This window comes from Caballeronia zhejiangensis, from assembly GCF_022879815.1.
GTDB lineage: Bacteria > Pseudomonadota > Gammaproteobacteria > Burkholderiales > Burkholderiaceae > Caballeronia > Caballeronia zhejiangensis.
Genome location: NZ_CP084285.1, coordinates 42,513 through 65,714, shown reverse-complemented (window position 1 = coordinate 65,714; position 23,202 = coordinate 42,513). Strand labels below are relative to the sequence as shown.

Sequence of the window (23,202 nt, the reverse complement as noted above, 5' to 3'; positions counted from 1 at the left end):
CTTATCCTCGCGATCAGGCGTCGCGCGTCAGATGAAAGCGTCGATCGACCGATGCGAGCAGGCGTCTCGACAAGCGTGTAGCACGCCCTTGAATCAGCCGGTCCGACACACGCGACAATGCATAAGAGACGACGAGCACCGCGATCAGCGTCGCGCCGAACAACGCGAGCGACGTCTCTCCATTCTTCTGTCCGAATGAGCGATCGAAGAAATGAAACGTCACGTAGACGCAGATGAAGTGCCAGAGATAAATACCATAACTTTCGCGGCCGAGCGCGGCGGCGGCGCGTCGAACGAGTGTGATGCGCGGCACGGCATGCTTGTTATCGCGATGCTTGCGGGCATGACGTGAACACACGAAGAGCAGAAAGGCCACGGCGCTGCATGCCGCGAATACGGGCGCGAGCGCATGCGCCTTGTCGAGCCACACGCCGAGCGCTGCGGTCGTGAGCGCAAAAGCCAGCGCCAGTGAAAAATACAGTAAAGACACGCGCGCCGTCACGTCGGACGCGCCGAGAAGATGCGAGCGAAATGCATACCACGCCCACATGCCGACGATGAAGCACGGACCCTGCACGGGCGGCCAGAAATAGCTGAACGTGTTATTGGCGACATTGCAATCGAGCGTGCCGTTGCAATCGGCCATCGACATCACGGCATACGAGAGGCCGAGCAACAACACCGTAGCCAGCAAGAGGCGCGCGCGATTCATCGCGAGAAAAAATAGAAGTGGCGCAATCAGGTAGAACAGCATCTCCACGCCGATCGACCATCCGCCTGGCACGACGTTATTGATCGCTGTCGGCGAAAGCGCATGCAGAAAGACCAGGTTGAGCAGCACGTCCATCGGCCCATGTGCGCCGAGAATCCATGCGCGTTCGATGCCCGAGCGCGTCGCGCCATAGCTGATGAGTCCATAGACCGCGATCGCCGCGTAGTACATCGGCGCTATGCGAAAGAAACGCTTGATATAGAAGCGCAACGTGACATGACGCGCATCCGCGCAGCGCGCGTGATCCACTTCGAGCGTCATGAAGATCGTGATCGCGCTGATCACGAAGAACAACTGCACGCCGTATTGGCCCATGCGCGCAATGAGCGTGACGGTGCCCGGCAGATTGGGAAACTGAAACGACAGGTGTACTGCGACTACCCCGACGATCGCGAGCGCCCGGCCAGCGTCGAGCGCGGCAACACGTCCTTTATCCATCGATACTCTCCTCGCGGTTCATGCCGACCTACAAAAAAGGCCGCGAGGCTCGTGGACAGCCGCGATTTCAATGAAGTTCCGCCGGACAACTCATTCAGATGACACTCTTACAACAAGAAACTTCATACACGTATGGATACATTTCTATGGCGCATTCTGACGGAGAAACCGCAGTATGCGGCTGACGACGGTGCTCGGCTGCTCCTGCTGCACCCAATGTCCTGCGCCTTCGATCAGATGCGTCGCGCGAAAATCGGTGCAGGCCAGCACGCGCATCGCTTCGAAATCGCCCGGCCGCTGGTAATAGCCCCAGTCGCTCGCGCCTGCGATAAAGCATGACGGCACGTCGATAGTGCGCCCCGACCACATCCGCAGTGCAGCAGCAAGACTCGGATCGGTGCCGCACCGATACCAGTTCAGTCCACCCTGAAATCCCGTGCGCGCGTATTCGCTCGCATAGACGTTCAAATCGCGGTTGGACAGCCAGGCACATCCGGCGATTTGATCGGCGTCGGGCGAATGTTCGGCGACGGTTTGCGGCATCGTCGCATCCGCGTTCATTACGTAGTACGTGGGCAGCAAAGCCAGTTGATCGGCAGAAACGGATGCGAGCGGATGCGGATCATTGTCCGGCCAGTCCGCGCTCTTCATGTGGTAATACGCGCGCAAGAACGCGGCGAGTCCTTGCGGCGGGTGCCACATGTCGTCATTCGCCTGCGCGCCCGAGTAATACCATTGATAGTGCTTGCGCGGCGGATCGAGCGACGCGAGCCCGGCGACCGCTTCGGCCATGAGCGATTGCGCCGTCTCGACGCGCGCGAGCCTTGCATCGTCGTTCGCGGTATTGAAGGCGAATGCGGGCGGCCCCGCAAAAGGCGCGCTCATCATCACGACCGATGCGAATACATCGGGACGAATCAATGCACACCACGCGGCAACGGGCGAGCCGAAATCGTGACCGATAACCGATGCGACTCTGCGATAACCCAGCGCCGACACGAGACCCAGTACATCGCGGACCAGATTCGGAAATGTGAACTCTTCGAGATCGGTATCGAATGAAGCAATACCGCCGATAGTGCGCCCATAACCGCGCTGATCCGGCGCGACGACATGAAAGCCCGCATCGGCAAGCGGTTTCATGATCTTGCGCCAGCTATAAGCGAGTTCGGGAAAGCCGTGAAGGAGCACGATGCAAGGCCGACCGGGGATATCGAATCCGGCTTCGAGCACATGCATCGAAAGGCCATTGCCATTGTCGATCATGCGCGCGCGAATGCCGTCCGGTAGCGGCAGATCGTTCGATGTTTCATTCATGCGTGTCTCCTTGCGATGCGATCATGCGCTCATGCTTCGAGCAAGGCCGCGAAGCGATCCGCGAGCGTCGGGCGGGAACGCATCGGCCATATTGCGCTGAGTTCGAATGGTGGCAGGTTATCGCCGTCGCGCACGTCGCAGAAGCGCACGCCGGCGAACTGCAACGCAGTCACGGATTGCGGCAGGAGCGATGCGCCGCATCCGGCCGCGACGCAAGCCAATACCGTCAGAGAACGATTCGCGTCCTGCACGACGTTGGCTTCGCAACCCGCTTTACGAAAAGCACTGAGGATGCCCGCGCGAACTACCGGCAATTGATCGCTCGGAAACCAGACGAGGCCTGCATCGGATAACTCCTTCAAACCGACTTTTCCATCGTCGCCAATAACAAAAGACATCGGCAGTACCGCGAGCAAGCGCTCTCTCACGATCAACTTTTCGCGCATGCGCCCGCCCACGGCAACAGGCGTATGCAGCAAGCCGATATCGATCGTTCCTTTCTCCAACGCGCTTGCCTGCTCCGCATTGCTCATTTCTCTCAGCATGAGTTCGACGTTCGGCACCTCTTCGCGCAGCGCCGCAATCGCGCGAGGCAACAGGCTGAAAAGTGCCGCCGATGCAAAGCCTATCGTCAGGCGGCCGCCGCGCTGCGCACCGATTTCACGCGCACGATGCGATGCCGCGTCAATGCGCGCCACGCTCAATCGAATGTCTTCGACGATTGCGTCGCCCGCCGGAGTCAATTGCGCGCCACGTCGCGTGCGCTCGAAAAGCTTCACGCCAAGATCGCGCTCCATGCGCGAAAGCGCCTGACTCAACGCGGGTTGCGCAATATCGAGTACCTCGGCCGCGCGCGTGACGCTGCCTGCATCGACTACCGCGAGAAAGTATTTGAGGTTGCGCGTCTCCATCTTGCGAGCATATCAAAATGCTATGAAAGATGAACGTATCCATAGTATGCGCGGCCGCGATTCGTTTTTAGAATTCAGTGGCATATTGAACAAGAGCCGGCCAGAGGCCAGCACAGGAGACGCGAGATGAATTGGTACCGTGAAATTTCCACGGCGGAAAGACGCACGCTTTGGGGATGCTTTGCAGGCTGGGCGCTCGACGGCGTCGATACGCAGTTATTCAGTCTCGTCATTCCGACACTCATCGCGACATGGGGCATCGGAAAAGGACAAGCCGGTCTGATCGGCGGCGCGACGCTCGTCGCGGGCGCATTGGGCGGACTCTTCGCGGGCGTGCTTTCCGATCGAATCGGACGCGTCAAGGCCTTGCAAGTCACGGTTCTCTGGTTTTCGCTTTTCACGTTTCTCAGCGCCTTTGCGCAGAATTTCGAACAGTTGCTCGTGCTCAAGTCGCTTCAGGGACTCGGCTTCGGCGGCGAATGGACGGCGGGCGCAGTATTGTTGAGCGAAACGATTCGCGCGAAACATCGCGGCAAAGCTATGGGCATCGTGCAAAGCGCATGGGGCTTTGGCTGGGCCGGTGCGGTTCTGCTCTATGCAATCGTGTTTTCATGGGTATCACCCGACTGGGCCTGGCGCGTGCTGTTCGCCGTCGGCCTCATTCCGGCTGTGCTCGTCATTTATATGCGCCGCAATATCGAAGAGCCGCCGCGTGAATCGAAACCTGCCGAAAAGGAACATGCACAACGTCAGAGCGCTCTCGCCATTCTCGCTGGAATCTTTCATCCTTCTGTGCTGCGCACGACGATCGTCGGCGGATTGATCGGCCTCGGCGCGCACGGCGGCTATCACGCCATTACCACATGGCTGCCCACGTACCTGAAAACCGAGCGGCATTTGTCGGTGCTCGGCACGGGCGGCTATCTGGCTGTCGTGATTACGGCATTCATCATCGGATGCTTTGTCAGTGCATGGCTGCAAGACAAGATCGGTCGCAGGAAGAACGTGATTCTCTTCGCTGTCTGTTGCGCGGTCACGGTCAACGTCTATGTGTTCCTGCCCATCGGCGATATTGCCATGCTCGTATTGAGCTTCCCGCTCGGTCTGTTCTCCGCGGGCATTCCCGCAACGCTCGGCGCGCTCTTCAACGAGCTCTATCCGCAAGGCGTGCGCGGTACGGGCGTCGGCTTCTGCTACAACTTCGGACGCGTCGTGTCGGCGGCGTTTCCGGTGCTCGTCGGCCACATGGGCAATTCGATGCCGATCGGACAGGCAATCGGCATCGACGCGGGCGCGGCCTATGGACTCGTCGTCGTGGCCGCGTTGCTCTTGCCTGAAACGAAAGGCCGTCGCATTGCTGTTGTGCCTGGTCAAGCTGCGTCGAACGAGCGTTCGCCCAAGCATGTCTGAACTTTCCATGACGCGTTCACTTCATTCCACGCTCGGCGATGAGCAATGGCTCGAATCGAAGCCTGCCGCCATCGAAGCGATCGACAGTCACGCGCATGTCTTCGTGCGCGGCCTGCCGCTGGCACCGCATCGTCGACACGCACCCGACTACGACGCAACGCTCGATGCCTATGCGGAACACTTGCGCACCAACGGCGTCTCTCATGCGGTGCTCGTGCAACCGAGTTTTCTCGGCACCGACAATTCGTTTTTTCTCGATGTGCTGCAGCACTATCCGCAACGCTTTCGCGGTGTGGCCGTTATCGATCCTTCGATCAGCGACGCGGAGTTGTATCGCCTCGCGGCACTCGGCGTCGTCGGCATGCGGCTCAATCTGATCGGGCTTGCGTTGCCCGATCTGCGTGAAGCGCGTTGGCGAGCGTTATTCGAGCGCGTCAACGCGCTCGGCTGGCACGTCGAGATTCATCGCGATGCCGTGGACTTGCCGATGCTTATCGCGCCATTGCTCGAACAAGCCTGCACAATCGTGATCGATCATTTCGGCCGTCCCGATCCGGCATTTGGCGCCGACGATCCGGGCTTTCGCTATCTGCTGACGACGGCGCAATGCGGCCGCGTGTGGGTCAAGCTATCGGCGGCTTACCGCAGCGTGGAAGGCGAAACCGGCACGTCGCTCGGTCAGACGCTCACGTCCGCCTTGCTCGATTCATTCGGCGCAGCGCGGCTCGTGTGGGGCAGCGACTGGCCGCACACGCAACATCAAAGCCTGATGGACTACGGCGCATCGCGCGAAGCGCTCGACCGCTGGATTCCCGACGCATCGCTGCGTACCATCGTGTTGCGCGATTCGGCGCGTGCGCTGTTCCGCTTCGAATGACGTTCGTGCGAGCGCCGAAGCGCATCGCGCGTTAGCATTGCAGACGCTGGCGCATGCATCGACGCTGAACACGAACTATCTTTCCGGAACCTTAGCCATGACCACTTCATCCTCGCGCCGCCGCGCGGCCTTTCGCGAACGGGTCAACGCTCGCAGCGCCCTGCTGCTGCCCGGCGCATTCAACGCAATGAGCGCGCAAGTCGCCGCCGATCTCGGCTTCGAGGCGATCTACATCACCGGTGCAGGTGTAACCAACATGTCGCTCGGCCTGCCGGATCTCGGCTTCATGGGACTCGCGGAAATCGCGGAGCATACGTCGCGCATCCGCGATGCAGTGGACCTGCCGCTTATCGTCGACGCGGACACGGGCTTCGGCAATGCGCTCAACGTGCGTCACACGGTACGCACGCTGGAGCGCGCGGGCGCGGACGCCATTCAGCTCGAAGATCAGGTTATGCCGAAGAAATGCGGGCACTTCGCGGGCAAAGCCGTGATATCGACGAATGAAATGGTAGGGAAGATACGCGCAGCGGCGGATGCCCGCGAAGACGATAACTTTCTGATCATCGCGCGCACCGATGCGTGCGCGGTGGAGGGCTTCGATGCAGCGATCGAACGAGCACGCGCATTCGTCGAAGCGGGCGCCGACATTCTCTTCGTCGAAGCGATCGAAACGCCGGAGCAAATCGCGTCACTGCCGAAGCTGCTCGACGCGCCGCAACTGATCAACATCGTGATCGGCGGAAAGACGCCTGTTACCGACCGCGCGGATCTCGAACGCCTCGGCTTCAGCCTCGTGCTCTATGCAAATGCGGCATTGCAAAGCGCCGTGCGCGGCATGCAGACCGCGCTCGGCGCCTTGAAATCGCAGGGACGTCTCGACGAAAATCCCGCTGTCGTTGCGCCTTTCGCCGAGCGTCAGCGGCTTGTGAACAAGCCGCTCTTCGATGCACTCGACCGCAAATACGCTGCGGACTGAATGCATCGCCTGAGGCGGTCATATAGACCGCTTCAGTCATTCACGCATTTAGCGCGAGTACATTGCGTTCCAGTCGGACTGCGACACACGTGCGCTACCCGATTGCGATGCACCGTTGGCCGCGCCGCCATAGGCCGTCGCACCATCGCGTGCGGCGAGCTTCGCTTCGGCCGCTTGAATGGCTTCGGGATAGTGCGCCTGATCGCCGTCGCCGACGTGATAGCCGACGCTCTCCAATGCCGCCAATTCCGCGCGCACTTGAGCGCGCGTGATCTGGCTTTGCGCGAACGAAGCGACGGGAATGACGAGAGCGGTTGCGACGAGTGCTGCGCGGATGATCGACTTCATGATGAAACTCCAGTGTTATAAGGTGCCCGGCTTCGAACACAGTGCCTTTCGAAGCAGTGAAAGCAGTTTATGACGCAGGTGCTCTCGGGTTAACCCCTAGCGCAAGAAAGCACCTTTCACCGAAACGCGCTTAATCGAGAATTTGCTATGCTGTCCGCCGGACTGAATGCAAATGCACAGTGCGTTCGCCTCATGGCGCAAGGCGCCCTTCAAACACTGGAGATAAAGATGGCAAAGGGATATTGGGTCAGTGTGTACACAAAAATCATGAAGCCCGATCAGGTTGCGGAATACTCGAAGATCGCAACGCAGGCTATTGCAGAAGGCGGCGGCCGTCCGCTCGTGCGCGGCGTTGCGTCGATGGTGCAAGGCGAAGGCGTGCTCGAGCGCACCGTCGTCATCGAATACGATTCACTCGAAGCAGCCGTCGCCGCCTATAACAGTGCAACGTATAAGCGCGCACTGGAAGTGCTGGGCGATTCCGTCGTGCGCGACTTCCGCATCGTCGAAGGCGTCGCTTAAATCCAGCTCGTCATTGGCCGATGCTCGCAGCGCTCACGCACCCACGGCATCGGCCAATTCGTTCATATCCTTGGCAACGACATCCCAATCGCTTTCGGCTTTTAAATCCACTGTCTGAGCGGGACCGCGTTCATAGGGCCGTGCGATGAACGCCGTGCGCAACCCACACCTTCTTGCCGCCGCGAGATCGTCGTTATGCGCGGCGACGAGACATACTTCTTCCGGCGTCAGCATCAACACTTCGGCCGTGCGTAAATACGCCTGCGGATCGGGCTTATAGATTTGCGCAATCTCCGCGCCGAGAATCGCATCCCAAGGCAGACCGGCGCGCTTCGCCATATCGACCATTAATCGAATATTGCCGTTCGAAAGCGGCGCGATGATATGGCGCGCCTTGAGCCGTTGCAAACCCGTTATCGAATCCGGCCACGGATCGAGCCGATGCCATGCAAGATTCAACTCTTCGAGCGCTTCGGCAGCCACGGCATTCGGATCGATGCCGAACTCCGGCAGCACGTCGAGCAGATTCTCGCGATGCAGCACATCGAGCCGCACGAATGGCCGCTCCCCGTTGATCACCTTGCGCATCGCAGGCACGTAGCGGCTTCGCCATGCATCGGCGAACGCTTCGGGCGTTGCGTCGATTGCGCCGTGGCGTTGAAGAAATGGCGCAGCCTCGCGTGCAACTCCGCCGCGCCAGTCCACTACCGTGCCGAATACATCGAACACGAAGGCCTTTACGTTTTGCAGCGTCACGTCGTTTCTCCTATCGGTGATTCATTCGTCTGATCGATTTCGCTGCGGCCCATTTGTTCCTCGCACGCAAGACTGATTGTCCATCACGGGTGTACGCAAGGAATCTCGAAAGGCCTAGATTACGAGCCATCGGAGCCGTCGGTCCGATCCGCAACAGGCCCAAACCAACATTCATCGAGGTTCATCATGAGCAACGCAAGCAAAGTCGCTATCGTTACCGGTGCATCGCAAGGCATCGGCGCTGAAATCGTCAAGGCATTCCGTGCGCAAGGTTATCGCGTCGTCGCGACCGCCCGTTCAATTCAGCAACCGGACGATCCGAACGTCGTCGCTGTCGCCGGTGATATCGGCGATCGCGCCACCGCGCAGCGCGTGGTCGAAGCGGCAATCGCAAAGTTCGGCCGCATCGATACGCTCGTCAACAACGCCGGCGTATTCGTCGCGAAGCCTTTCACGCAATATACGCAGGAAGACTATGCCGCGGTTCTGAAGGTGAATGTGAATGGCTTCTTCCACATCACGCAACTGGCTATCGAGCAAATGGAAAAGAACAAGAGCGGCCACATCGTCAGCATCACGACGTCGCTCGTGGATCATGCGGTAAGCGGCGTGCCTTCGGTATTGGCGTCGCTGACCAAGGGCGGTCTGAATTCCGCGACAAAGTCGCTTGCTATCGAGTATGCGAAGTCAGGCATTCGCGCGAATGCAGTGTCGCCCGGCATCATCAAGTCGCCGATGCATGCGCCCGAAACGCACGACGCGCTCGGCGCACTCCATCCGATGGGACACATGGGCGAAATGAGCGACATCGCGAACGCGGTGCTGTATCTTGATGCGGCGCCGTTCGTGACGGGCGAGATCCTGCACGTCGACGGCGGTCAAAGCGCGGGACATTGATCGATTCTTTACCCGTTGAGGATGCGCCTCTCGCAGGCGCTTCGTCGTTTCCCACTCAAGGAGATCGTCATGCCGATCGTAACGATTCAGGTGACACGCGAAGGCAACAAGCCCGGCACGAACGCGGTGACTGCCGAGGAAAAGAAGCAACTCATCGAGGGCGCGAGCCAACTCCTTCTCGAAGTATTGAACAAGCCGCTCGATACCACGTTCGTCGTCATCCAGGAAGTGGAAATGGAGAACTGGGGCGTGGGCGGCATGACAGTACCGGAATATCGGCGGCAAAAGCAGGCGAAGAAGGATTGACGCGAACCGGAACGCGGGCATCGCTACATGACCTTTGACGATGCCCGCCGTTTCATCGGCTCATTGCCCCGGCGAATAGAGATCGAGCAGTTTCAGCGTCACGCCATTCGTCCATCCGAAACCATCCTGTAACGGATATTCCCCACCTCCTCCGCCGCCCGTTCCACTACCTTCCACGATGTACTTCTCAACGAGCTTATGTTGAGTGTTATAGACGTTATTCACGTCGGCAAGAAAGCGCGTGCCGATCTGTTGCGCGAGATCGCTGCGCCCATAGCGCTTCAATCCTTGCACGGCGATCCAGTGCAATGGCGCCCAGCCATTCGGCGCGTCCCATTGCTGCGTCGTGTTGTACATGGTCGTCGTGAGTCCGCCCGGCTTGAGCAAGATCGCTTCGACGGTTTCCGCGGTCTTGTGCGCGCGCTCCGGCCACGCCACGTTGGCGAAGAGCGGATAGAGCATAGCAGCCGATGGGTTGTTGCGCGGCTGACCGAGTTTCCAGTCGTAATCGCCGTAATACCCGTTCTTGTTCCAGAGATATCTGTTGATGCCGATCGCGCGTTTGGCCGCACGCCCCACGAATTCGCCGACACAACGGAAATCACGCGCCTCGCCGCAACCGATTGCGATCGTCGTTTCGAGGTGGAACATCAGGCTATTCAAATCGACGGGAATGATCGATGTCGTGCGGATCGTCGCAAGCGTCATATTGTCGCCGAACCAGCGCGAGCTGAAGTCCCAGCCGCTTTCGGCCGCCGCACGCAAGTCGCGATACACCTCGTTCGCCGGACGGTTCGTGACCAGCTTGGCGGTCGCCACGTCTTCCGAGTAGGACTCGTCGCGCGGCGTATCGCGTTCGTCCCAATACCGATTGAGCACGGTCTTGTCCGGCATCATCACGACGTTGCGTACCGCGCCGCCTGGCTGCAGCGTATCCGCTCCTTGCATCCAGTAATCATGTTCGCGGCGCAATTGCGGCAAATACTTCTGATAAACACGTCCACCTTCCTTGTGCGCGGCAAGTTCGACCATATAGGAGAAGAACGGCGGCTGCGAACGGCTCACATAGTATGTGCGATTGCCATTCGGAATATGGCCGATCGTGTCGATCAGATACGCGAAGTTATCGAGCATATCGTCGACGAGATCTTCGCGGCCTGCCTCCTGCAGACCGAGCATCGTGAAATAGGTATCCCAGTAGTAACCTTCCCGAAAGCGTCCGCCAGGCACCACGTACTGCTTTGGCATCGGAATCAGGGAACTGTTGGCGGGTACGTTCGCGGTCGTCGTCAGACGCGTGAGTTCGGGCCAAAGCCAGTCGATATGTTCGCGCAGGCTCTGATTCGGCGGCGGCGTAATCACCTGATCCGTCGGCGGCGTGAAGTATTGTGCGACGAACGTCGCGAGCGAGAAGCCCGGCACCGACATCTGCTGATGATAAGCCTGCACGATCTGCGCGGGGTCTATCTTGGGTATGGCATCGACGAAAGTCTTCTGATCGGGATAGACGCCCTGCGTCTGCACGGCGACGAAAAGGTCACCGTATAACTCGCTGGGTGGCGGCAGAAGCGTATACGCCGTTTGTGCGTCGGCATAGGCGACATTGGCAGCCGAGCTCATGACGAGCCAGGCGCACAGCATTCCGCGTGCCTTTATGCGGAAGCGCCGCGACGCGTCGTGCGCCGCTGGATCCGATGACAGTACGATCATGTTCACTCCTTCGAAGGGTGATTAAACCGGACTGGTCTCGCTCGGGCCTTTCTTGTTGTTATCGATTTACAGCACGGCGAAGCATCGCACGCTTGTACGAAGCTGGCAACCCTCGAAGAAGGAAGCGAACGGGCTATTGAATGGCCAGCGCCTTGTGCGCTTCCGCCTGGAATCGGGTCGGCGTGACGCCGGTCTGCTTGCGAAAATAGCGGCTGAAATAAGCGATATCGGCAAAGCCCAGTCCATGTGCGATCTGCTTGACCGACATGCTGGAATAAACGAGATCGCGCTGCGCCTCGCGCACAAGATGCTCGTTGATCATTGCGAGCGGCGAACTCGAGATCTCTTCGCGGCATATCCGCCCGAGTTGTGTGACCGTCATGCCGAGCTTCTGCGCATAGAACTCGACAGGTCGATGCTCGCGAAAATGCGCGGCCACCAGTTCCCTGAAGCGCTTGATCTGCTGCGCCCGCCTTTCGGTCGATGCGACACTCGGCGCAGATGCGCTTTCGCATAGGCGCACGACATACACAAAGAGTGCAATCAATAGCGACATGCCCGCCGCCATGTGACCGCGATTCGTCGCGCGGAATTCCTTCTCGAGCAATTCGACGATCGGCACGAATGCGCTTTCCTTCACGGAGTGGGCACTCATGCGCGAGACGCCTGCGCGTTGCAACACCGGAACGAGTCCCGGCGCCGCGATCGATGCCAGCGCCTCGATCGATCTTTGCGCGACGGTCACGACGAGACCATCCACGTTCGGCGCGAAGTTGAATCCATGAACCGTTTGCGCGGGCAGCATGATGACGCACGGCGGCACGAGATCGATCATGCTGTTCTCGATCAGCACTTGCCCGCCGCCGCCGCGAATGTACAGAAATTGCAAGAGCGCGTCGTGGCGATGCGCGTCGATATGCCAGTCGTTGGGCGCGCTGCGCTCGACGATCCATTCGAAGTTGAACGCGTCATACCACGGCGGACGCGCCGATTCCCCGTACAAGTTGTAGTTAGGGATTTTCCTCATATCCTGCGTCTCCTGATGCACAAATTGTCCTGTCGTCTGCGTCCTTTGTCCAATCTTTCGTGCATGGCCGTGAATATACTTTTTTCACAGGCAAGGCTATCGGCGCCTTTGCATCGAACGAACTCAGGAGACAAGGATGACTAATCAGGTCGCGCGGGATCACACCGCGCAGCATTGGCTCGGCCTCGAATCGAGCGTATGCGTAGTGACGGGTTCGGCCGGCGGAATCGGGCGCGCCATTGCATCGACATTCGCCGATGCGGGCGCAAGGCTCGCGCTACTCGATCGCGATGAAGCGGGCTGCAACGATGCGGCGCAAGCATTGCGCGCGACTGGCGTCGATGCTATCGCCATAACTTGCGATATCGGCGATGCAACGAGCGTGAACCGCGCACGCGATCAGGTTGCACGCAAGTTCGGTCATGTCGATGTGCTCGTCAATAACGCAGGCCTGTTGCGCGCGGGCGGCATCGAAGATATCGGCCTCGATGCATGGAATGCGATGCTCGCCGTCAATCTCACCGGCTACATGTTATGTGCGCAGGCATTCGGGCGCGACATGCTCGCGCGCGGCGCCGGAAGCATCGTGCATATCGCATCGGTGGCGGCGCATCATCCGCAGACGTGGAGCGGCGCATATAGCCCGAGCAAGGCGGGCATCGCAATGTTATCCCGTCAGATCGCCGCCGAATGGGGCGTGCGCGGCGTGCGCAGCAATACGGTCTGCCCCGGCATGATCCGCACGCCGCTTTCGATGGCGTTCTATGAGCAAGGCGATGTCGAAGCGCGCCGCAGCGCAATGATCGCAAGCCGGCGCATCGGCGAACCGCGCGATATCGCCGAGGTGGTTGCATTCCTCGCAAGCCAGCGCGCGGCCTATGTGAACGGCGCGGAGCTTGCCGTCGACGGCGGTTTCGAATGCATGTTGATGGATCTCGTTCCACGTCCCGGCTTCGAAGCGCCGCGCAACGCCTGACACACTGCTTCTCATCTCACGGGCGTGCGAAACGCCCGGCTTCAATCAAAGGACTTCATCATGACTACCGTAACGCGGTCGTCCGATCTCGCTTGCGATGTGCTCGTGATCGGCTCGGGCGCCGGCGGCCTTTCCACGGCCATTACAGCGAAGAAGCAAGGGCTCGACGTGATCGTCGTCGAGAAGGAGGAATACTTCGGCGGCACGACCGCGTTCTCGGGCGGCGTCTTGTGGATACCGGGAAATCGCCACGCGAAAGAAGCGGGCGTGCAGGATACGCGCGAAGCCGCAGTTCGATACATGCGCAGCGAAACGGGCGCGATGTATGACGAAGCAGCCGTCGAAGCGTTCCTTGAAAGCGGCCCACGCATGATCGATTTCTTCGAGCGCGAGACCTCGGTCGAATTTCTGCCGACGCTCTACCCCGACTATCATCCCGATGCGCCGGGCGGTGTCGACGTGGGACGTTCCGTCGTTGCAAAACCGTTCGACGCACGCGCGCTTGGCTCGGACATCGTGCGCCTGCGCCCGCCGCTCAAGACGATAACTTTCATCGGCATGATGTTCAATTCGTCGAGCGCGGATCTCAAGCATTTCTTTAACGCGACGAAATCGATCGAATCCGCGTGGTATGTCGCGAAGCGACTCGCGAGCCATATCCGGGAACTCGCACAATACAAGCGCGGCGTGCAGATCACGAGCGGCAACGCACTCGCCGCGCGCCTCGCGAAATCCACGCTCGATCTCGGCATTCCGATTCACACGCGAACGAGCGCGAAAGAACTGATTACGTTGAAGGGCCGCGTGACCGGGGCGATCGTGATTGCGAACGGACATGAAACGCGCATCGTTGCGCGACGCGGTGTCGTGCTGGCGTGTGGCGGCTTCTCTCACGATGTCGCGCGCATCGCAAAGGCCTATCCGCATGTGCGGCGCGGCGGCGAACATGTATCGCCTGTGCCGGCAGGCAATACCGGCGATGGCGCGCGCATGGCCGAGCGCGTGGGCGGACGTGTCGATATTCGCTATCCGCAGCCCGCTGCGTGGATGCCGGTCTCGCGCGTGCCGCTAAAAGGCGGCAAATACGGCGTGTTCCCGCATCTGCTCGATCGCTACAAGCCGGGCTTGATCGGCGTGACACGCAGCGGCGTGCGCTTCACCAACGAATCGAATTCCTACCACGATGTCGGCGCAGCGATGATCGAAGCCTGTCGCGATGAAAGCGAAACAGCCATGTGGCTCATCTGCGATCACGCGACGATTCGCAAATACGGCCTCGGCTTTGTAAAGCCCGCGCCGCTACCGGTCGGTCCTCATCTGAAGAACGGATATCTCGTCAAAGGCCGCACGCTCGCGGAACTGGCACGGCGGACAGGCATCGACGCCACAGCGCTCGAAGCGACGGTCCGCGACTATAACCGCGATGCCACGCAGGGCAAGGACACTGCTTTCGGCCGTGGCACGACATCTTTCAACCGCTATCTCGGCGATGCCGCTCACAAGCCGAATCCTTGCATCGCACCGATTGGCGACGGTCCGTACTACGCGCTCAAGGTCGTTATGGGCGATCTCGGCACCTTCGACGGAATCGCGACGAATCCGCATGGCCAGGTACTCAAGGGCAGCGAGCCGATACCAGGGCTCTATGCCGTCGGCAACGACCGCGCGAGCGTCATGGGCGGCAACTACCCCGGCGCGGGCATCACGCTCGGTCCAATCATGACGTTCGGTTATCTCACCGGATTGCATCTCGCGGGCAGCGTCGACGCGCACGCGAAGTCCAGCGAATTGAGGAGCGCAGCATGAGCAAGCCCTTCATCGATCACCGCATCTATACGATCAAGCCGCGCGGCATGTCGGAATTCATCGACGTATTCGACCGTCTAGCGATGCCTATTCAGACCAGATATCTCGGCGCGCCCGTAGGTTTCTATATGAGCGATATCGGCGCGTTGAATCAGGTCGTGCATCTGTGGGGCTACGAGAGCATCGCGGATTACGACCAGCGGCGCACCGCGCGCGACAACGACCCCGAATGGCCCGCTTATCTGCATGCGTCGGCGCATCTCATCGTCGCCCAGGAAAGCCGCATCATCAGGCGCGTCGAGTTCAAGAGTCTTTCGCCAGCAGTTCGATAAGCGCGCGGCATAGCGGCACGACGAAGGCCGCATTCTTCCGCTTGCACATGAATGAATGGAGACATAACGGCATGGAAAAGAACGTCGGGACCATCGAGGTCCAGAGCTTTATCGACGGCGAGCGCTTCTCGCCCTATCAATGGGTCATTCTGATCCTGTGCTTTCTCGTCGTCGCGGCCGACGGTTTCGATACCGCGGCAATCGGTTTTATCGCGCCGTCGTTGATCGGCGACTGGGGCATCACGCGCGCCGCGTTAGGCCCGGTGATGAGTGCGGCGCTCGTCGGTCTCGGCATCGGCGCGCTCGTGGCCGGGCCGGCCGCCGACCGTATCGGACGCAAGGCGGTGCTTGCCCTTTCCGTGTTCTTCTTTGGCGTATGGAGCCTCGCATCGGCACAAGCAAGCTCAGTCGAAACACTAACCGCGTGGCGCTTCCTCACCGGCCTGGGTCTCGGCGCGGCAATGCCCAACGCGGTCACGCTGATGTCCGAATACGCACCGGCGCGCGTTCGTGCTATCGCCGTCAATGCGATGTTCTGCGGCTTCTCCGTAGGACTATCGCTTGGCGGGCTCTGCGCCGCATGGCTCATACCGCATTTCGGCTGGCAAAGCGTGCTCGTCGCCGGCGGACTCGGTCCTATCGTGCTCACCGTGCTGTTGCTCGTTCTGTTGCCCGAGTCCGCACAGTTCATGGTCGTGAGACAACGCCCTACGCGAAAGATCGCGCGCGTCCTGCGCCGCATCTCGAACGATCCGCGTCTCGCGGAAGGCGCGCGCGTCACGTTCACTTCTGCCGATACGCGCACGGCCGGCGCCGACAAATCTTCGCTCGGCATCATCGTCTCGCGTCCCTATCGCTTTGGCACGTCCATGTTATGGCTCGCCTATTTCATGGGGCTGATGATCTTCTATCTGCTGACGAACTGGCTTCCTACGCTTTTCAAGGATGCAGGCTTCTCCGCCGAGCGCGCTGCGCTCACGACATCGCTCTTTCCGCTCGGCGGCATTCTCGGCAACCTGTGCCTTGGCTGGGTGATGGGCAAGGCCAATCCGCGACGCGTGAACGCGTGCGCTTATGTGCTCGCAGCGGCGATGGTCCTGACAATCGGACGCGGCATCGCGGATCAGTTCTGGCTTGCTGTGCTGATCTTCCTGACCGGAACAGCGGTGACGAGCGCGGTTACATCGATGTCGGCGCTCGCCGCGTCGTTCTATCCGACGCGAAGCCGCGCGACCGGCGTCGCATGGATGCTTGGCATCGGCCGCATGGGCGCGGTCGCGGGCGCAATGACCGGCGGCGTGCTCATGAGCATGGGGCTGCAATTTGGCGCGGTCTTCACGCTGCTCGCGATTCCCGCAATCATCGCCGCGTTCGCGTTGGGCGCGTTGAGCCGGCGCGATAGAGCGAGTGAAACCACTCAACGTTTGATGACTTGATGTGCTTTCGAGGCATCGTCGGTATTTGCAAGCGCAACTATGTTGACGATGCCTTGACGCGCCATCTTCGTATAAGGGCAAAAGCGTTCCGTGCTGCGCACGAGTTCCTCAGCTACGCTGCGTTCGATGCCGGGCATCTGCACGCGTGTGTGGGCGGTCAACACGAAGAGCCCGTCCATCGGATCGCGGCTGAATTCGACCGTGACGTACACGCTTGCAGCCGCGACAACGATGCCGGCGCGCGCCGCAAGCAGGACCATCGCGCCATGAAAACATGCAGCGTAGGCCGCGGCGAACAGTTGCTCGGGGTTCGTGCCGCCGCCGGGACCGCCGAGCGCCTCGGGCATACGCAGGTCAAGAGCGAGATTGCCGTCGTCGGATCGTGCCTCGCCCGTCGCGCGGCCATGTCCCGCATCGCCACCCGTCACCGCGACGGTCGTCGAATACAGGGGTTGCACGTCGCGTCCTTGATACCTGTCGAGCAGGCTGACGGGCGGCGGATCGATATGCTCCATGGCGGTCATCCATTCTTCGCGCGAACGTTGCACGATCGCTCAAGGCGCCGCGACCTCGCGCGCGTCCTGCAACCCTTCTTGCAGGCCCTTTCCTGTCATCGTGTCGACGCCTGATGCCGGCGATGCCGCGATTACTTCGTGCCCGCGCGCACGCAGACGCTCCACGACCTTGCTGCCGATGAGTCCGCTTCCGCCGATGACTACGATGTTCATGATTTCCTCCTCGAAACGATGCGCGAATGCGCGATGCGTGACGCATCGTAGGCGTGCAGGCGTGCATCCGGTAGCGCCTCGCACGGATGCGCAGTGTTGCCTTCGATGCATCAATCGGTTGAGACGAGCTGCTGCACGCCCGCACGTGGGTTCGTGATGAACGTCGTCAGGCAATGCAGATCAAGCGCGCGCGTCTGCTCGGTCATGTAATCGACGAATACACGCACGCGCGCGGGCAAATGCTTGCGGCTGAGATAGCAAAGATAGTGGCCGCCATCGTCGGGCGCGTATTGCGCGAGACACGTGACGAGGCGCCCGGCCTTGAGCGAATCGCCGGCGAGATACGCAGGCAGTTGTGCGATGCCCTGCCCGTCGAGCACTGCTTGCAGCATCAGGTCGATATCGTTGAAGGTTTGCCGGGCCGCAGGCGAGCGCTTTCGCGCAAGGCCGTCGACCTTGAATTCCCATTCAGCGATGCGCCCCGCCGGCGCGCGGAAATTGATGCAGCGATGGTCGTCGAGATCGTCGACATGACGCGGCAGGCCGTGCTCGCGCGCATACGCCGGCGATGCGCAGACGATCATCTGCATCGGAATCAATTGCTTTGCAACGACTTCGCTATCTTCCATGTGACCATCGCGAAACGCGACATCCACCCGATCTGCCGTGAAATCGCACGGACGATCGTTCAGCAGCAGTTCGAGTGCGATGTCCGGATAGCGTGCATTAAAGCCGGCTAGAAGCGGCGCGACGACCTTGCGGCCGAAGCCCGGTGCCGACGCGATGCGCAAGTGACCGCGTGGCGGCCCGTTGCGCAACTCGCGCATGTCCTCCAGCGCCTGCACGATGCGCTCCACGCCTGGCTGACAATTCTTGTAGAAGAGCTCGCCTTCGCGTGTGAGCGACGTGCTCCGCGTCGTGCGCAGGAAGAGACGCGCATCGAGCTGTGCTTCCAGCTTCTGTACGTTGCGGCTGACGGCGGAACGGCCGATGCCCAGGCGGTCGCTCGCTTTCGCGAAGCTGCCTTCGTTGGCGACGGCAAGAAAAGAAACGACGCCCGCATAACTCGCTACGAAGCTATACGCGAGAGAATCGTCGGAATGACACACAAGGTCTGATGGCATGGCGGCACGAAACGTAGTGGCTCTGTCCAACAAGACGTTTGCGCCACACGGTTTGTGACGCGCCATGCCGAATTTTTTATTTAACGGGCGTCAGAACGGGCTTGTCCTTGTCTTTGAGAAGCAGCACGATGAATTTCGCGCGCTTCGTGTTGCTCGCGTTGCGTCCCACAGTGTGAATGTCGTCAGGGCCTTCATAAAAGGTATCGCCGGCTTTGAGCGTCACGGCCTTGCCGCCGCGAACCTGCATGACGATCGTACCTTCCAGGACATATACGTAGGCATGAGCGTCGTGACGATGCACGGGATCGACCGCGCCCGGAGGATACTCCACGCTGATCATCAGCGCCTCCTTGCCGGGATATTCCGGAAGCGGCTTCGTCATGAGTTCCTTGACGATGGCCTCCGGCGCCGCGTGCGCCGTGCTCGCCGCGAGCGCCGCGCATCCGAAGACGAGTGCAAGTCCCACGCGTTTGATGCTGTGCATGATCCGTTCTCCCATGATCGAACGACGGCGCGAACGCACTACGACAGGTTTGCCTTGTCCAGGCCGAAAGCTTTATCCGACGAACCCGGAACCGTCTGAAACGCGACATTCGCACGGTTCCACCCATTGATCTCGATGATGATGTACGTCAGATCCGACAACTCCTTCTCCGAAAACTGCTCACGCACGCGTGCAAAGAGATCGTCGGACACGCCATGCTCGGGAATGCGCGTCAGCACTTCGGTCCACGCGAGCGCGGCACGTTCGCGCGGCGAAAACAGCGGCGATTCACGCCAGATCGCAACGTGATGCGTGCGCAGTTCGCGCTCGCCATGAATCTTCGCTTCCTTCACATGCATATCGACGCAAAACGCACAGCCATTCATTTGCGATGCGCGAAGCGTCACGAGATCGCGGGTCGTCTGCTCGATCGAGCATTCACGCACCGCCTGACTGAACTCATAGAACTTCCGGAAAAGCTCGGGAGATTGTTGAATGTAGTTGACTCGCTGCGTCATGATGACTCCATGTCTGGTTGAAGATGGATGTCATCCTAGGTTTGCGCGGCTTGTCGCGGTAGACACGCGAACGTGCCCACGCTGTTGCCTCGCACGCATCAATCGAATCGCGAGCGTTCATGCATTGCCATGGCGAGCCGCAATGCGTTCGAGCTTATCCGGATTGCGCTGCACCTGTATGCGTACGATGCGTTCATCTTCGATATCGAAAGTCTGCGCGGATTCGAGCTTGCCGTCGATGAAACGCAGCAGCGCCCATTGCTCATTCAGCATGACGAGTTCGAGACGCACGCCGTTTCCATACCGCAGAAAGGCCGCATAAAAAAGCTGCGCGATGCGTTTGCCGCCCAAAAGCGGTTTGGGGAAACTCTGCACGCGCCCGCCGCCATCGCCGATCAGCATGGCGTCCTCCGCGAGCATCGCATGAATAGCTGCGAAATCGCCGAGCTCCATCGCGTGCGCGAATGCATGCAGCAAGCGCCTTTGAATCTCTCGCGACACCGAACGTCGCGGACGCTCTTCGCGTAGTTGTGCCTTGGCTCGGCTCACGAGCTGGCGGCATGCGGCCTCCGTCTTGCCGATGATGTTCGCGACCTCCGCATAGTCGGCGTCGAAGACCTCGCGCAACAGAAACGCCGCGCGCGCTTCGGGCGTGAGGCGTTCGAGCAGCATGAGGAACGCGACGGATACGTCGTCCGCGCGCTCCGTGACCTCCTCCGGCGTTGCCGGCGGCTCGGTGATCTGCGGCTCGGGCAGCCAGATGCCGGTGTAGTGTTCGCGCTGCAACTTCGCGGCGCGCAACCGGTCGATCGAATGGCGCGTCGTCACTGCGACGAGCCACGCCTCGGCATTCTCGATCGCTTCGTGAGCCGCCGCATGCCAGCGCAGCCATACGTCCTGCACGATATCCTCGGCTTCGGCGACCGAACCGAGCATGCGATACGCAATGCCCTGCAGACGAGGGCGCAAGCGGTCGAATTCGCGCGTGGCGTCATCCATGAAGGCGATTCCTCGTTACTGAACGTCTGTGAAGTCATCGGCTTGAAAGGAGATCGTATATTACGCGTGCGCGATATTCCTTTAAAGATATGAATAACACGGCCGTTAATATCGATGGCCGGAATCGAACGCGCCAATCTCATTCATGACTGAAATCGAACGTCCACAAGCGCCCGCGAATCTGACCCGCATCATCGTAGCGACGGTGAACAGCAATGGCTTCGTCGCATACGACTTCACTGTGTACGGCTTCTCCGCGGCGATCATCGGGCGGCTGTTCTTTCCCGCGCATGATCCCGCCTCGTCTCTGCTGCTATCGCTCGCGACATTCGGCGCCGGCTTCGTGATGCGTCCGCTCGGCGCAGTGCTCATCGGACGATACGCGGATCGATGCGGACGCGAAGCCGGCATGCGGCTGTCGATCGCCGTGATGGCGCTGGGTACGTGGCTGATCGCATGCTTGCCGACGCACGCGGCGATCGGCGCGAGCGCGACCGTGCTGATCGTGGTCGCGCGGCTTTTGCAAGGACTCGCGGCGGGCGGCGAGATCGGACCGGCATCGGCGCTGCTGATGGAAGCCGTGCCTTATGAACGGCGCTGCTTCATCGTCAGCTGGCGTGGTGCGAGTCAGGGCGCGGCCGCGTGCGTGGCGGCGCTCGTCGGCGCGTGCACATCGGCGCTTCTGTCGCCGGAGCAACTCTTGCAATGGGGATGGCGCGCGCCCTTCTTCATCGGCGGACTGATCGCGCCGCTCGGATGGTTTCTGCGCCGCATGCCGGGCGACGCATCCACGTCGAAGCCCCGACCCGCGCGCACGCCGCTCGCAACTGTACTGCGCGAGCACGCGCGCCCGCTCGCATGCGGCATCCTGATGATGGCCGCGCCATCGTCGAGCATCTACATCGCCGTGCTGTACATGCCGAGCTATCTGACGCATACGCTGCAGCGGCCGCCTGTCATCAGCTTTCTGATCGCGTCGCTCTCCGGCCTCGTTATTCTGATCGTCACGCCGCTCGTCGCGCTTGCGGCCGATCGGCTGATGAGCCGCAAGACGCTGCAATCTGCCTCGCTCTTCGCCGCGCTCGCGACGGCTTATCCCGCGTTTTATGCGCTCACGCGAGGCGCACCGGATGGGCTCGCGCTCGTCATCATCCTGCTCTATGTCGCAGTCGCGCTGAACAACGCGGGCGCCGCTTCGGTGCTCATGCTCGAAGCCTTCCCGAAGCATCGGCGCGCGGCGAGCCTCGCCGTGATCTATACCTTCGGCGTCGTCATCTTCGGGGGATTCTCGCCGTTGACGGTCGCATGGCTCGTCGGCGCGACGGGCAACGTAATGACGCCCGCGTGGTATCTGCTCGCCGCAAACTGCCTGACGCTTCTTGCGCTCAGCCGCTTTCCGGAAGGCCGCGCGAGTGCGCGGCGCGCATCCGCATGACGGGATCGCCACTCGTCGCGCGCAACAGTTCGAGCGCGCGCAGGCGCATCTCGAGCGGACTGACGTCGAACGCGCGGCGAAACGCGCGCGTGAAATCCGATGCGCTCTTGAAGCCGAGACCGAATGCGATATCCGCTATCCGCAGATTGGGAAACAGCGCGAGTTCGTCGGCCGCTTCGCGCAAGCGGCGAAGTCGAATATATGCGGCGAGCCCGCCCTCCTGCTCGAACCACCGATAGACTGTCGCGCGCTTGAGCCCGAGTGCCTCGACGATCGCGGTCGGCGTGAGATCGGCCTCATGCAGGCGCGTTTCGATGTAACGCTTCACCTGGCTCTTCACGGCCGTTTGCAGTGCGGCGCGTGAATCGCTCGCGGCATTCGGCTTGTCGGCGAATGCCGCGAGCAGGAGCCGCGCGCCGGCATCGAGCGCGTCAGCGGCGTCGGGCCGGTCGAGCACCGGCAATTCTCGCGCGGTGGCCTCGAAATGTTCGAACACGAAATGCACGAGCGGCGCGTGATCGGGCAGCACGCGACCGTGCAACGCGTCGCAGTCGCCGATATGCGCGGCGACGATTACACGCGGTACGAACATCGTCAGCACGCGGCACGCCGGACGTTCGACGCGAAAGCGCTGATTCAGATCGAGTGCGATGATGCCGCGCACAGAGCCAGGCGCGCTGCGCTTGACGCTCAGCCCGCTGACGTGACCGGTCTCGCCTTCCACATAGACGTGAAATGCGAAATCGCGACGCGTGTCAGTGGAGACGCGCGCGATAGATCGCTCGAGCACGAGCGCGTCGGTGCGCGCTTCCGTGAACACGAGGCCGCCCGCCGCATGCAAATCGATGCTGCCCGAGAAACCGCGTGCAATCTGATCCTTGTCCGGCACGACATCGACCACATGCCCGACCCGATCGCGCCATGCGAGCAATTGACGCTCACGCGGACAGGCGCGCGTCGAAAAGTGCGTGGAAATCTTCGGCGGATCGGAATCTGCGGGCATGTGCGGCAGTCGATGTTGTCGGGTCGTCCTTCGCGCTGTGGCGCGCACGATACGCGCCAGCAAATGAGACGCATGGTAAAGCGTATTTTGA

The 23,202-nt window shown here is 60.8% G+C and carries 24 protein-coding genes and 1 pseudogene; 11 read left to right on the top strand and 14 right to left on the bottom strand.

The features are described 5' to 3' along the window. Positions 1–13: 13 nt before the first annotated feature. From LDZ23_RS21370 to LDZ23_RS21360, 3 genes are all read right to left on the bottom strand, one after another. A complete protein-coding gene (locus tag LDZ23_RS21370; protein WP_008347972.1) occupies positions 14–1,210 on the bottom strand; it encodes an acyltransferase family protein in 1,197 nt (398 codons plus the stop codon). Positions 1,211–1,354: 144 nt separating this feature from the next. Further along, positions 1,355–2,527, bottom strand: coding sequence for an alpha/beta hydrolase (locus LDZ23_RS21365; RefSeq protein WP_008347971.1), 1,173 nt, complete (start codon positions 2,525–2,527; stop codon positions 1,355–1,357). Positions 2,528–2,556: 29 nt separating this feature from the next. Then, positions 2,557–3,438, bottom strand: a complete 882-nt coding sequence (locus tag LDZ23_RS21360; protein ID WP_008347970.1) for a LysR family transcriptional regulator — start codon at positions 3,436–3,438, stop codon at positions 2,557–2,559. Between the two features lie 126 nt (positions 3,439–3,564). Here LDZ23_RS21360 and LDZ23_RS21355 point away from each other — a divergent pair, with 126 nt between their 5' ends. From LDZ23_RS21355 to LDZ23_RS21345, 3 genes are all read left to right on the top strand, one after another. Continuing rightward, positions 3,565–4,848 (top strand): MFS transporter, encoded by a 1,284-nt coding sequence (locus LDZ23_RS21355; protein WP_008347969.1) that lies wholly within the window; start codon positions 3,565–3,567, stop codon positions 4,846–4,848. A gap of 7 nt (positions 4,849–4,855) precedes the next feature. Beyond that, entirely contained in the window at positions 4,856–5,725 is an 870-nt protein-coding gene (locus tag LDZ23_RS21350; RefSeq protein ID WP_063231777.1) for an amidohydrolase family protein, read from the top strand. Between the two features lie 97 nt (positions 5,726–5,822). After that, the gene (locus tag LDZ23_RS21345) at positions 5,823–6,704 is read left to right on the top strand and encodes an isocitrate lyase/PEP mutase family protein (protein WP_008347967.1); all 882 of its coding nucleotides are present in this window, start codon (positions 5,823–5,825) and stop codon (positions 6,702–6,704) included. Positions 6,705–6,752: 48 nt separating this feature from the next. Here LDZ23_RS21345 and LDZ23_RS21340 read toward each other — a convergent pair whose 3' ends face one another. Further along, positions 6,753–7,052 carry a DUF4148 domain-containing protein gene (locus LDZ23_RS21340; RefSeq protein WP_008347964.1) on the bottom strand — a complete coding sequence of 100 codons (300 nt, stop codon included), beginning with the start codon at positions 7,050–7,052 and terminating at the stop codon, positions 6,753–6,755. 228 nt (positions 7,053–7,280) lie between these two features. Here LDZ23_RS21340 and LDZ23_RS21335 point away from each other — a divergent pair, with 228 nt between their 5' ends. Next, positions 7,281–7,574: a DUF1330 domain-containing protein gene (locus LDZ23_RS21335; RefSeq protein WP_008347963.1), complete on the top strand. Its 294-nt coding sequence runs from the start codon at positions 7,281–7,283 to the stop codon at positions 7,572–7,574. A 33-nt stretch (positions 7,575–7,607) separates the two neighbouring features. On the opposite strand, the gene LDZ23_RS21330 is transcribed toward LDZ23_RS21335, so the two are convergent. Further along, positions 7,608–8,330, bottom strand: a complete 723-nt coding sequence (locus LDZ23_RS21330) for a haloacid dehalogenase type II (RefSeq protein WP_008347961.1) — start codon at positions 8,328–8,330, stop codon at positions 7,608–7,610. A 186-nt stretch (positions 8,331–8,516) separates the two neighbouring features. On the opposite strand from LDZ23_RS21330, the gene LDZ23_RS21325 reads away from it, so the two are divergent. Together LDZ23_RS21325 and LDZ23_RS21320 are read left to right on the top strand one after the other, a co-directional pair. Next, positions 8,517–9,227: an SDR family NAD(P)-dependent oxidoreductase gene (locus LDZ23_RS21325; protein ID WP_008347959.1), complete on the top strand. Its 711-nt coding sequence runs from the start codon at positions 8,517–8,519 to the stop codon at positions 9,225–9,227. A 69-nt stretch (positions 9,228–9,296) separates the two neighbouring features. Further along, positions 9,297–9,533, top strand: a complete 237-nt coding sequence (locus tag LDZ23_RS21320; protein WP_008347957.1) for a tautomerase family protein — start codon at positions 9,297–9,299, stop codon at positions 9,531–9,533. A gap of 60 nt (positions 9,534–9,593) precedes the next feature. Here the strand turns inward: LDZ23_RS21320 and treA are convergent, their stop codons facing one another. Further along, positions 9,594–11,243 carry an alpha,alpha-trehalase TreA gene (treA, locus tag LDZ23_RS21315; RefSeq protein ID WP_008347955.1) on the bottom strand — a complete coding sequence of 550 codons (1,650 nt, stop codon included), beginning with the start codon at positions 11,241–11,243 and terminating at the stop codon, positions 9,594–9,596. 133 nt (positions 11,244–11,376) lie between these two features. Continuing rightward, positions 11,377–12,270: a helix-turn-helix domain-containing protein gene (locus tag LDZ23_RS21310; protein WP_244808212.1), complete on the bottom strand. Its 894-nt coding sequence runs from the start codon at positions 12,268–12,270 to the stop codon at positions 11,377–11,379. Positions 12,271–12,406: 136 nt separating this feature from the next. On the opposite strand from LDZ23_RS21310, the gene LDZ23_RS21305 reads away from it, so the two are divergent. The 4 genes from LDZ23_RS21305 (at position 12,407) to LDZ23_RS21290 (ending at position 16,820) form a co-directional block, all read left to right on the top strand. After that, positions 12,407–13,246 carry an SDR family NAD(P)-dependent oxidoreductase gene (locus tag LDZ23_RS21305; protein ID WP_244808211.1) on the top strand — a complete coding sequence of 280 codons (840 nt, stop codon included), beginning with the start codon at positions 12,407–12,409 and terminating at the stop codon, positions 13,244–13,246. Positions 13,247–13,306: 60 nt separating this feature from the next. Further along, positions 13,307–15,052, top strand: coding sequence for an FAD-dependent oxidoreductase (locus LDZ23_RS21300; RefSeq protein ID WP_008347949.1), 1,746 nt, complete (start codon positions 13,307–13,309; stop codon positions 15,050–15,052). Further along, positions 15,049–15,384, top strand: coding sequence for an NIPSNAP family protein (locus tag LDZ23_RS21295; protein ID WP_008347947.1), 336 nt, complete (start codon positions 15,049–15,051; stop codon positions 15,382–15,384). Before LDZ23_RS21300 ends, LDZ23_RS21295 begins: the two co-directional genes overlap by 4 nt. A 71-nt stretch (positions 15,385–15,455) precedes the next feature. After that, positions 15,456–16,820 (top strand): MFS transporter, encoded by a 1,365-nt coding sequence (locus LDZ23_RS21290; RefSeq protein ID WP_008347945.1) that lies wholly within the window; start codon positions 15,456–15,458, stop codon positions 16,818–16,820. On the opposite strand, the gene LDZ23_RS21285 is transcribed toward LDZ23_RS21290, so the two are convergent. The 6 genes and pseudogenes from LDZ23_RS21285 to LDZ23_RS21260 all read right to left on the bottom strand — a co-directional run bounded on the left by LDZ23_RS21285 (position 16,802) and on the right by LDZ23_RS21260 (position 20,673). Continuing rightward, complete coding sequence (locus LDZ23_RS21285) at positions 16,802–17,335, bottom strand: Ohr family peroxiredoxin (protein WP_008347943.1); 534 nt, start codon at positions 17,333–17,335, stop codon at positions 16,802–16,804. The two genes, LDZ23_RS21290 and LDZ23_RS21285, sit on opposite strands and share 19 nt — an antisense overlap. Before the next feature lie 51 nt (positions 17,336–17,386). Then, positions 17,387–17,548, bottom strand: a pseudogene (locus tag LDZ23_RS21280) (NAD-dependent epimerase/dehydratase family protein); the annotation flags it as partial. A gap of 110 nt (positions 17,549–17,658) precedes the next feature. After that, positions 17,659–18,672: a LysR family transcriptional regulator gene (locus LDZ23_RS21275; protein ID WP_033536192.1), complete on the bottom strand. Its 1,014-nt coding sequence runs from the start codon at positions 18,670–18,672 to the stop codon at positions 17,659–17,661. A gap of 76 nt (positions 18,673–18,748) precedes the next feature. Beyond that, complete coding sequence (locus LDZ23_RS21270; protein WP_008347938.1) at positions 18,749–19,156, bottom strand: cupin domain-containing protein; 408 nt, start codon at positions 19,154–19,156, stop codon at positions 18,749–18,751. A gap of 38 nt (positions 19,157–19,194) precedes the next feature. Continuing rightward, a complete protein-coding gene (locus LDZ23_RS21265) occupies positions 19,195–19,674 on the bottom strand; it encodes a carboxymuconolactone decarboxylase family protein (RefSeq protein ID WP_008347936.1) in 480 nt (159 codons plus the stop codon). A 117-nt stretch (positions 19,675–19,791) separates the two neighbouring features. Further along, positions 19,792–20,673, bottom strand: coding sequence for an RNA polymerase sigma-70 factor (locus tag LDZ23_RS21260; RefSeq protein ID WP_008347933.1), 882 nt, complete (start codon positions 20,671–20,673; stop codon positions 19,792–19,794). Between the two features lie 145 nt (positions 20,674–20,818). Here LDZ23_RS21260 and LDZ23_RS21255 point away from each other — a divergent pair, with 145 nt between their 5' ends. Continuing rightward, positions 20,819–22,108: an MFS transporter gene (locus LDZ23_RS21255; RefSeq protein WP_244808210.1), complete on the top strand. Its 1,290-nt coding sequence runs from the start codon at positions 20,819–20,821 to the stop codon at positions 22,106–22,108. Here the strand turns inward: LDZ23_RS21255 and LDZ23_RS21250 are convergent. Next, positions 22,059–23,111 carry a helix-turn-helix transcriptional regulator gene (locus LDZ23_RS21250; RefSeq protein ID WP_008347929.1) on the bottom strand — a complete coding sequence of 351 codons (1,053 nt, stop codon included), beginning with the start codon at positions 23,109–23,111 and terminating at the stop codon, positions 22,059–22,061. The two genes, LDZ23_RS21255 and LDZ23_RS21250, sit on opposite strands and share 50 nt — an antisense overlap. Positions 23,112–23,202: the final 91 nt, after the last annotated feature.